Source organism: Actinocrinis sp., assembly GCF_035650855.1.
GTDB lineage: Bacteria > Actinomycetota > Actinomycetes > Streptomycetales > Catenulisporaceae > Actinocrinis.
In genome coordinates this window covers 1-10,065 of the sequence record NZ_DASRGV010000143.1, presented here as the reverse complement: position 1 = coordinate 10,065, position 10,065 = coordinate 1, and the positions used below count along the sequence as shown (strand labels likewise).

The following is a 10,065-nucleotide window of genomic DNA, read 5'->3' as shown; positions in this document are numbered from 1 at the left end:
CCGCCTCCACCGCCTCGCGAGCCACCTGCGCGCGCATGGTGTCGACGGAGATGATCGCGCCGTCCTGAGCGAGCGCCTTGATCACCGGGATGATCCGGCGCAGCTCCTCGTCGACCGGGACGCGCAGTGCGCCTGGCCGCGTCGACTCCCCGCCGACGTCGAGGTAGTCAGCACCGGCCGCCAGCAGTTCGATCCCGTGCTCGATCGCGGCCTGCGGCTCGAAGTAGCGGCCGCCGTCGGAGAAGGAGTCCGGGGTGACATTGACCACGCCCATGACCGCGCACCGGTCGAGTTCGGGAAGTCCCGTCACCCGCCGGTTGGGTCGCGTCGCCAGCACCGCCATGACCTCAGCCTAGCGACTGCGGGCACACCGGCTTACCGCCTGAGCGTCCGGATGAGTCGAGCCGGAACCTTACGTCAGTTGGTCGGCGGTCTGCCGGCGCTCTGCCGGCGGCGGATGAGCAGGTACGCCGCCAGCCGGTCAGTTGGTGCGCCGCCGGCCGGTCAGTAGGTACGCAGCGACGCCGCGTCCGCCTCCTCCTTCGGCCCGCGCCGCAGCAGCGAGGGCAGCACGAGGAAGGCTTCGGCCTCGAGGGCGGCGAGCGCGATCCGCGGCAGGTCCCGGGTCTGCCGGAACGCGACGAAGCGCGGCTCCCAGACCGGCCGGAACTTGGCGTTGAAGCGGTACAGCGACTCGATCTGGAACCAGCGGGAGAGGAAGACCAGCAGCCCGCGCCAGCGCCGCAGCACCGGTCCGGCGCCGATCCGCTCGCCGCGTTCGAGCGCGGAGCGGAACACGGCGAAGTTCAGCGACATCCGCTTGACGCCGAGCGTCTTGGCCTCGCGCAGCGCCGCGACGATCATCAGCTCGTTGAGGCCGGGGTCGGCGGAGCGGTCGCGCCGCATCAGGTCGAGGGAGAGCCCGTCCCTGCCCCACGGCACGAAGTTGAGCACGGCGCGGATCTCGCCGTCCTTGGTGGCGGTCACCACGACGCAGTCGCCGTCGGACGGGTCGCCGAAGCGGCCGAGCGCCATGGAGAAGCCGCGCTCGGTCTCGGTGGACCGCCCGTCGCAGGCCAGCCGCCGGATGAGCACGATCTCCTCGCTCGGGATGTCGCGCAGCCGCCGCACCTCGCAGACGTACCCCTGCCGCTCGATCCGGTTGACCATCTGCCGGACGTTGCGCATCGGCCGGCCTTCGAGCGAGAAGTCGGCGACCTCGACCACGGCCTCGTCGCCGAGTTCGAGCGCGTCCATCCCGGCCTCGCGGTGCCAGATCTCCCCGGCCTGCTCGGAGCAGCCCATGACGGCCGGGATCCAGGCATACCGCTCGGCACGCTCGACGAAGGCCCGGATGGCGCCGGGCCAGGCCTCCGGGTCGCCGATCGGGTCGCCACTGGCGAGCATGACGCCGGAGACGACGCGATAGGCGATGCAGGACTTGCCGCTGGGCGAGAACAGCACGGACTTGTCGCGGCGCAGCGCGAAGTAGCCGAGCGAGTCGCGCTGCCCGTGCCGCTGCAGCAGGGACCGGATCTCGACTTCCTGATCCTGGGTCAGCCGGGCGGCGGGCTCGGCGGGCCGCAGGAAGAGGTACAGGGTGACCAGGACGGTCAGCAGGCCCAGCCCGAAGAGGGAGAAGTAGATGTAGTCGCCGTAGTTGTCGCCGCGGAAGTGCATGGGCCCGCTGATGCCGGCCAGGCCGAGCACGACGTGGTTGATGCGGTCCAGCAGGTTCGCGTCGCCGATGATGCGATCGGCGCGCGCCGAGACCAGCACCAGCCCGATCGCGATGTCGCCGACCAGCATGGCCCAGAACGTCCAGATGGCCCGCCACCGGGACTTCGGGTCGCTGAGCGCGTAGAACTCGGTGCGGTACACGATCAGCAGGACCAGGACGAGGAAGTACAGCACGATCCCGCCGAAGGGCTCGCGCCGGAACAGGTGCACGGCGATCGACGTGGTCAGCAGCGCGACGACGCCCATCCAGGCGCGGTGCTTACGCCGCCGCAGCGCGTGCGCGAGGGAGACCAGCAGCACGCCGACGATCAGGCTGGCGGCGACGGCGTACGGGTTGACCTGCAGACCGGGGACCAGGTGGCCGAACTTGTGCACGGACTGCAGATGCCGCACCCGCGGGAAGATCGCGGAGAGGATGTCGAACAGGCCGAGCAGGTAGCAAAGCAGGCCCGCGACGCGCGGAATCCAGGGCTTGGGGTTGCGGGCCGGGATGGGTGGCGTCGGCGGCTCGGCCAGCTTCTCGGGGGCTGGGGCAGGAGCGGGACCGGGAGCGGGGGCGGGGACCGAGGTCTGCGCGGGGACCGAAGCCGGGGTCGGCGCTGGAGCCGATGCGGAAGCCGAAGCCGAGTTCCGCGCGGGGGCCGGAGTCGGGGTCGACGCTGGAGCGGGAGGCGGAGTCGGCGCGGAAGCCGGGGTCGGCTGCGCGGCCTTGGCGGGCACGGCGGGTCGGTTGTCGGCGTCCACCGCCGGGCCCTCACTTCCAGGCTGCGGCTCTTCCGAGACGGCGTCAGATTTGTTCCTCAGCGGCCCAGACTGTGCAGATGATCCTGAGCCCGCCTCGTTCCTCAGCGGCCCAGGATGAGACTCATCGCCTCCGCACGGGTCGCGGAGGAACGCAGCATCCCCCGCACTGCTGACGTGACCGTCTTCGCGCCGGGCTTCCGTATCCCTCGCATCGACATGCACAGGTGCTCGCACTCCACTACCACGATGACCCCGCGGGGCTGCAAGATCCGCACCAGGGCGTCGGCGACCTGCGTGGTCAGCCGCTCCTGGACCTGCGGGCGCTTGGCGTATACGTCCACCAGTCTGGCCAGCTTCGACAGACCGGTGATACGCCCGTCCACCGAAGGAATGTAGCCGACATGGGCCACTCCGTGGAATGGAACGAGGTGATGCTCGCAGCAGCTGTACAGCTCGATATCTCTGACCAGGACCATCTCGTCGTGGCCGAGGTCGAAGGTGGTGGCGAGGACGTCCTCCGGGGCCTGGCGCAGCCCGGCGAACATCTCCCGGTACGCGCGCGCCACCCGCCCGGGCGTGTCCCGCAGCCCGTCGCGGTCCGGGTCCTCGCCGACCGCGATCAGCAGCTCACGGATCGCGGCCTCGGCACGCTTCTCGTCGAACGGCGCCACCGCCCGGCCGGCGTCCGGGGTCGCGACTCGCGGTTCACCGGGCAAAGACAGCGGGTCCACCGCCGAACGCACGGCGGTGGACTCCGCTGCTGACGCAGACTGCGCTGTCGACGACTGCGGTATCGACGGATCGATCTGGCTCATACCAGGAGGTTAACCGCCCGCCAGCCCGCTCTGCCCGGGCAGGTCGCTGCCGGAGCCGCCGCCGTTGACGTTATAGCTGCCGTTGGCGAGCTCCAACTCCTTCGGCGTCTTGACCGGCGGCCGGTCGGAGGGCACCCGGCGGGTCGAGCCGGTCCAGGCCGGGCGCGTCGGACGCATCCGCACATCCCGGAACACGTCCGCGATCTGCGCCTTGTCCAGGGTCTCCTTCTCCAGCAGCTCGAGCACCAGCCGGTCGAGGATGTCCCGGTTCTCCACCAGGACCTCCCAGGCCTCGTCGTGGGCGGTCTCGATGAGCTTCTTGACCTCCTCGTCGACGATCGCCGCGACCTCCTCGGAGTAGTCGCGCTGGTGGCCCATGTCGCGGCCGAGGAAGACCTCGCCGCTGTCCTGGCCCAGCTTGATCGTGCCGAGGCGCTCGGTCATGCCGTACTGGGTGACCATCGCGCGGGCCAGCTTGGTGGCCTTCTCGATGTCGTTGCCGGCGCCGGTGGTCGGGTCGTGGAACACCAGCTCCTCGGCCGCCCGGCCGCCGAGCGCGTAGGCCAGCTGGTCCAGCAGCTCGTTGCGGGTGGTCGAGTACTTGTCCTCGTCCGGCAGCACCATCGTGTAACCGAGGGCGCGGCCGCGCGGCAGGATGGTGACCTTGTGCACCGGGTCGGTGTTCGGCAGCGCGTGCGCGACCAGCGCGTGCCCGCCCTCGTGGTAGGCGGTGATCTTCTTCTCGTGGTCGCTCATCAGCCGGGTGCGCTTCTGCGGACCGGCCACGACGCGGTCGATCGCCTCGTCCAGCGCCGAGTTGTCGATCAGCTTCTTGTCCGACCGGGCTGTCAGCAGCGCCGCCTCGTTGAGCACGTTGGCCAGGTCGGCGCCGGTGAAGCCGGGGGTGCGCCGGGCGACGGCCATCAGGTCGACGTCAGGCGTGAGCGGCTTGCCCTTGGCGTGCACCTGGAGGATCTGCTGACGGCCGTTCAGGTCTGGCGCGTCCACGGCGATCTGCCGGTCGAAGCGGCCGGGCCGCAGCAGCGCCGGGTCCAGGATGTCGGGGCGGTTGGTCGCCGCGATCAGGATGACTCCGCCCTTGACGTCGAAGCCGTCCATCTCGACCAGCAGCTGGTTCAGGGTCTGCTCGCGCTCGTCGTGTCCGCCGCCGAGGCCGGCGCCACGGTGCCGGCCGACGGCGTCGATCTCGTCCACGAACACGATCGCCGGGGCGTTCGCCTTGGCCTGCTCGAACAGGTCACGCACACGGGAGGCGCCGACACCGACGAACATCTCGACGAAGTCGGAACCGGAGATCGAGAAGAACGGCACTCCGGCCTCGCCGGCCACCGCCCGCGCGAGCAGGGTCTTTCCGGTACCGGGCTGACCGTAGAGCAGCACGCCCTTGGGGATCTTCGCGCCGATCGCCTGGAACTTGGCCGGAGACTCGAGGAACTCCTTGATCTCCTGCAGCTCCTCGATCGCCTCGTCCACGCCGGCCACGTCCGCGAAGGTGGTCTTCGGCGTGTCCTTGGTGATCATCTTCGCTCTGGACTTGCCGAAGTTCATCACCCGCGAGCCGCCGCCCTGCATCTGATTCATCAGGAACAGGAAGACGATCACGAGCAGCACGAACGGCAGCAGCGTGACGAGCACGGAGATGATCCACGGCTGCTTGGACTGCACGACGTTGTAGCCGTCGCTCACATGCCCTGCGGCGACCTGCTTGTCGAGCAGCCCGGCGATCTCCGCGCCCTGCTGGTCGTTGAGGTAGGTGGCGATCTGCTTGGTGCCGTCGTTCAGCGTGACCTGCACGCTCTGGCTCGACCCGGTGGTCACCTGGGCCGACTTGACCTGTCCCGCGTTGATCTCGGCGATGATCTTCGACGTGTCGACCGAGGTGGCGCCACCTCCGGAGGACACGATGTTCATCACGGCCAGCACTGCGAGCACGGCCAGCACGACCCAGATCGCTGGGCCACGGAAAATACGCTTCACGTCCATCGTCCGGGGCTTCCAGCCCCGTCCCTTCTCGCCGGCTCGTCCCTGGTGGGTACTGCTGAACTGGTGCTTGCTACTGCTGCTCTCACGCTGCTGAGCGGTACTACTACCCGGCAGCGATCGGTTGCCCCTCCTCCCGCTGAGCCAACCGTCCCCGAAAGGAGCAGGCCGTACTCGCAGGCGTCCAACACTGAGGCGTCCAACACTGTGCCAACGATCCTACGCGGTGCGTGCGTTCCCGAGTTGCGCCAGGAGCGGACGAACAACCACGAGACGTGCGCAATTGCAGGTCACGAGAGGGCGGCGGACGCGGTTCACGAGTAGACGTGCGGTGCGAGCGTCCCAATGAACGGAAGATTGCGGAAGCGCTCGGCGAAGTCGAGGCCGTAGCCCACCACGAACTCGTTGGGGATGTCGAAGCCGACGTACTTCACGTCGATCTGCACCTTGGCCGCGTCCGGCTTGCGCAGCAGCGCGCAGACCTCCAGCGACGCGGGGTTGCGCAGGCGCAGGGTCGACAGCATCCAGGAGAGGGTCAGGCCGGAGTCGATGATGTCCTCGACCACCAGCACGTGCCGGCCCTCGATGTCGGTGTCGAGGTCCTTGAGGATCCGGACCACGCCGGAGGACTTGGTGCCCGCGCCGTAGGACGAGATCGCCATCCAGTCCATCGTCGCGGGGGTGTGCAGCGCGCGGGACAGGTCGGCCATCATCATCACCGCCCCCTTGAGCACCCCGACGAGCAGCAGGTCGCGGCCGCCGTAGTCCGCGTCGATCTCGGTGGCGAGCCGGGCGATCCCCTCCGCGAGCTCCGCCTGGCCAAGCAGCACCCGCTCCAGGTCAGGGCCCATGTCCTTTTCGTCCACCGGGACAGTCTCCTCGTTTAATGTGCGCGGCCGGTTCGGCGGCGCGGCGCCCGGGACACGCCCCGGCACGCCGTCGGACCCGTCGGGGCTCAGGCCGGCGTCGCCGCGCACTGCTGCTTCCCCTCACGCGCCGCCGCCTGCTCCGAGCCCTCCAGGGTCCGCTCGCCGAAGGCCAGTCTGCCATCCGCCCGGTGAACGACCACCGGCCCGGGCAGGTGCAGTGGACCTTGGCCCCGCCAGTTCGTGATCAAGGCGTCGACGGCCTCGATGTGCACGGCGGCCAGGGTTCCGGCGGGAGCGCCGGAACTGAGCGCAGCAAGTCGTATGACCCGACGGCGCACCGCTGTGGGGAGCGCTCCGAGCCGAGCCGTGTCGAGTCCGCCCTGTGGGTGGCGACACTCTTCCAGCGCCCGCGCAGCCCAGTGATCCAGCGCCTCGGTGTCTTCTCGCAGCATCCGCGCGGTGCGTGCCAGTGCTTCAGGCATGCCGGGGCCGAGCGCGTCATGAATGGCGGGGAGAAGTCGATGACGGATACGCGACCGCGTGTACGAGAAGTCTGCGTTATGCGGATCGCGCCACGGTACGACGCCCTCCGCGAGGCATGCGTCTTCGGTTACCGAACGAGCCGTATCCAGCAGCGGACGACGGTACCGGTCCCCCGGTCCGAAACGGCCCGGCATGCCCGCGAGTGATCTGGCGCCCGAGCCTCGAGCCAGTCCCAGCAGGACGGTCTCGGCCTGGTCGTCTCGGGTGTGGCCGAGGAGCACAGAGCGCGCCCTAAGCCGCTCGGCGAAGTGATCTAACGCCTCGTAGCGTGCGGTACGAGCCGCCGCTTCTGGTCCCCCTTCACGGCCGACCACTACGGCGACGGATTCCACGGGGTCGAGTCCGCGCTGGCGCAGCAATCTCACGACCTCATCCGCCCGCCGCCCAGACCCCTCCTGCAGTCCGTGGTCAACGGTCACCGCCCCGCAGCGCAGCCCGAGCCTCGGCGCGACGAACGCGGCCGCGCAGGCCAGCGCGAGCGAGTCCGCTCCGCCGGAGCAGGCGACCAATACCAGGTCGCCGGGCTGATGGTCATTCAGCGTGTGGCGTACTGCCAGGCGTATCGCCGCTACCGCGGGCACCGGTCCCATAGCTGACCACTCCTCAACCAAGTCGCCGTGGCGGCCCGCCCGGGCGCGGCCTCAACCGCGGCGCAACGGAACCCGCCGGATCCACGCGGCCGGGTCGCCGATCTCCGCCTGGGTCGGGAGCGTGTTCGGCGAGGTCCATACGCGGTTGAAGCCGTCGATCCCGGCTTCGTCCACCACGTTGCGCACGAAGCGCTCGCCGTCGCGGTACTGCCTCATCTTCGCGTCGAGTCCGAGCAGCTTCCGCAGCAGCGCCTCCGGCCGCAGCCGGTTCTTCGACCTGCGGCGGCCGAACTCCCGGCTGATCTCCGCGACCGACGGCACGACCAGCGGGCCGACCCCGTCCATCACGTAGGTGGCGTGCCCCTCCAGCAGCGTCATGACCGCGGTGAGCCGGTCGATGACGGCCCGCTGTGCAGGGGTCCGCACCATATCCAACAACGAGAGCTCGTTGACAGGGGTGACGGGCTCGACGGCGTCACCCACTCGATCGGCCGGTACGTCGGCGTGTCGTGTAGACGTATCGGTGCCTGTACCCATCACCGTGCGTATGACGGCCTTCACGCGCTCGATGAACACCGCCGGTTCGACCTCCAACTCGGCGATCAGCGTGCCGATCTCGCCGAGGATGTGGTCGCGCAGCCAGGGGACCGCGCCGAACTGGACCCGGTGCGTCTCTTCGTGCAGGCAGACCCACAGCCGGAAGTCGGTCGGGTCGACGCCGAGTTCCCGTTCTATTTGCACGATGTTCGGTGCGACGAGCAGCAGCCGGCCGGCGGTGTCAGGGGCGCCGAAGGGGTCGTATTGGCCGAGCACCCGATGGGAGAGGTAGGCGAGCAGGGACCCCAGTTCGACGCCGGTCAGCTTCGCCCCGGCGACGCTCGCGGCGGATCGCAGTCCGCTCGGGATCACGCCCTCACGCCATTGCCGGACCTTCTCGGCCAGGGGAGCCGAGAGTTCCTGCACGGCTTCGAGGTTCGCGTTGACCCAGCCGTCGCGCCCCACGACCAGCACCGGCGAGCCGTTGTCCGGCGCGTCGAGCTTGGTGAAGTTCTTCACGTGCCCTTGGGCGGCCTGTGCGCTACGCCGCAACTCGGCCACCGCCGCCTCGGCCTGACGCGGACTGACCGCGGGCCCCGGACGTAACAGGCGCCGCGCCGTCGCCTCGGCCACCGACCAGTCGATCAGTTCGTCACTCGCCACACCTTCAACGTATCCCGGTGCGTTGCTTCTAAAAGCGTTGCGCGATGGCCAATCTAAGCTCTCGTGCCGATTGCCCGTGATTGAACTTATTGCGCTCGGATTGAACGCGGCTGCGGCCGCCCTCTGGCTGGTCGCCGGTCGCCCACGTCAGAGCGCGTGGGGAGCGGTCCGGCACACATGACCGGAGTGTTGCGTTGATCACTCGCCAGTGCGGTCTGTCTCGCGCACCCTTCGCGGTGCGGGACACTATTGCGGTAAGCCTGGTCATCGCGAGGCATACCCCACCGACAGCCGTCCGCCTCAACCGCGGGCACGCCCGGTCACTCCGCCGGCAGAGCCGCCTGCCGCCGAATGAGTGATCACGGCCCGACGGGCACCCCCACATGGAGGAACGATGGAGTTCGACGTCCTGATCGAGATCCCGAAGGGCCAGCGGAACAAGTACGAGGTAGACCACAAGACCGGCCGCATAAGGCTGGACCGGATGCTGTTCACCTCGACGCGTTACCCCGCGGACTACGGCTACATCGAGGACACGCTCGGCGAGGACGGCGACCCGCTGGACGCCCTGGTCCTACTTGAGGAGCCGACATTCCCCGGCTGCCTGATCCTGTGCCGCGCGATCGGCATGTTCCGGATGACCGATGAGAAGGGCGGCGACGATAAGGTCCTGTGCGTCCCGGCCAACGACCCGCGGGTAGAGCACATTCGCGACATCCACCACGTGCCCGAGTTCGACCGGCTGGAGATCCAGCACTTCTTCGAGGTGTACAAGGATCTGGAGCCCGGCAAGTCGGTCGAGGGCGCGACCTGGGTCGGGCGCACCGAGGCGGAGGAGGAGATCCGCCACTCGCGGCTGCGCTTCGCGGAGAGCCCGGAGAGTCGGCACCACTGAGGCCGGTCCGGCTGTAGGTTCCCGAGGTTCCTTGCCTCTCGCGGGTAGCCAGCCTGGGGTTTCACTGCATTTCTCACGTGATCTGCCTCGGTGATTTCTCACGCTTCCTGCCCTTTCCTCAACCGTGGGGCGATGTCTTCGATCTTGAGTTCGGTCGCATAGTTCCCCTTACCTAGACGAATGCCGCGCGGGTCGGCCGGATCGATCGCCGGGCGGGGACCTCGACCACCCGTCCGCCGCCATAGTCCTCGTCGAGCCCGGGCTGGTGCTCGCACTGACCAGGAAGGTGGCGCCGTCGTCGTCCTTCTTGACCACGATGATGGGCTCGCCGTCGGCGTTAAGGACGTAGTGTTCCGATCCATGGCGACTCAAGAGCCCGAGCGCTATGACCGTCCCAGCTCGGCACGTGTCCCGGCGACCCCCGAGTTGATGGTGGCGTGCTCGGAGGCAGTCGCGTTCTGCACCGAGATAGCCGCGGGTGTCTTCGCGAACGAACTCGATGCCGGGGCCGCCGCCGACGAGGCCGTTATCAAGGCGGCATCGAAGGGCCTGGAGCGGGCCCGGCGCCTGACCGTCCACCGGATCGGCGTCGGCGCCGCGCGTCTGGCCTGGAAAAACGGACTGGACCATCTCGCCGCAGTTGCCGTGGACCTGCGCCGCGCCCCTCT

The 10,065-nt window shown here is 69.1% G+C and carries 9 protein-coding genes; 2 read left to right on the top strand and 7 right to left on the bottom strand.

Translation table 11 applies throughout. The annotated features are described in order from the left end of the window. The 7 genes from VFB40_RS11170 to VFB40_RS11140 form a co-directional block, all read right to left on the bottom strand. Positions 1–343 (bottom strand): dihydropteroate synthase (locus tag VFB40_RS11170; protein WP_324849657.1); only part of this gene is annotated, 343 nt, incomplete at its 3' end. Between the two features lie 161 nt (positions 344–504). After that, on the bottom strand, positions 505–2,256 hold the full coding sequence (locus VFB40_RS11165) for a phosphatidylglycerol lysyltransferase domain-containing protein (RefSeq protein ID WP_414642077.1): 1,752 nt from the start codon (positions 2,254–2,256) through the stop codon (positions 505–507). Between the two features lie 329 nt (positions 2,257–2,585). After that, entirely contained in the window at positions 2,586–3,299 is a 714-nt protein-coding gene (gene folE / locus VFB40_RS11160; protein WP_324849653.1) for a GTP cyclohydrolase I FolE, read from the bottom strand. A gap of 9 nt (positions 3,300–3,308) precedes the next feature. Next, positions 3,309–5,303, bottom strand: coding sequence for an ATP-dependent zinc metalloprotease FtsH (gene ftsH / locus VFB40_RS11155; protein ID WP_324849651.1), 1,995 nt, complete (start codon positions 5,301–5,303; stop codon positions 3,309–3,311). A 311-nt stretch (positions 5,304–5,614) separates the two neighbouring features. Further along, positions 5,615–6,166, bottom strand: coding sequence for a hypoxanthine phosphoribosyltransferase (gene hpt / locus VFB40_RS11150; RefSeq protein ID WP_324849649.1), 552 nt, complete (start codon positions 6,164–6,166; stop codon positions 5,615–5,617). 89 nt (positions 6,167–6,255) lie between these two features. After that, positions 6,256–7,302, bottom strand: a complete 1,047-nt coding sequence (tilS, locus tag VFB40_RS11145; protein WP_324849647.1) for a tRNA lysidine(34) synthetase TilS — start codon at positions 7,300–7,302, stop codon at positions 6,256–6,258. Between the two features lie 51 nt (positions 7,303–7,353). Next, positions 7,354–8,502, bottom strand: coding sequence for an Rv3626c family coenzyme F420 biosynthesis-associated protein (locus VFB40_RS11140; protein WP_324849645.1), 1,149 nt, complete (start codon positions 8,500–8,502; stop codon positions 7,354–7,356). A 394-nt stretch (positions 8,503–8,896) separates the two neighbouring features. Here VFB40_RS11140 and VFB40_RS11135 point away from each other — a divergent pair, with 394 nt between their 5' ends. Together VFB40_RS11135 and VFB40_RS11130 are read left to right on the top strand one after the other, a co-directional pair. Then, on the top strand, positions 8,897–9,397 hold the full coding sequence (locus VFB40_RS11135) for an inorganic diphosphatase (RefSeq protein ID WP_324849643.1): 501 nt from the start codon (positions 8,897–8,899) through the stop codon (positions 9,395–9,397). Positions 9,398–9,757: 360 nt separating this feature from the next. Beyond that, on the top strand, positions 9,758–10,065 hold a 308-nt coding region (locus VFB40_RS11130), incomplete at its 3' end, for a hypothetical protein (protein ID WP_324849641.1).

Bases quoted from the DNA above. Each gene is read 5' to 3' on its own strand.
- tilS (WP_324849647.1), bottom strand. From the start codon at position 7,302: ATGGGACCGGTGCCCGCGGTAGCGGCGATACGCCTGGCAGTACGCCAC.
- VFB40_RS11135 (WP_324849643.1), top strand. From the start codon at position 8,897: ATGGAGTTCGACGTCCTGATCGAGATCCCGAAGGGCCAGCGGAACAAG.
- folE (WP_324849653.1), bottom strand. From the start codon at position 3,299: ATGAGCCAGATCGATCCGTCGATACCGCAGTCGTCGACAGCGCAGTCT.
- ftsH (WP_324849651.1), bottom strand. From the start codon at position 5,303: ATGGACGTGAAGCGTATTTTCCGTGGCCCAGCGATCTGGGTCGTGCTG.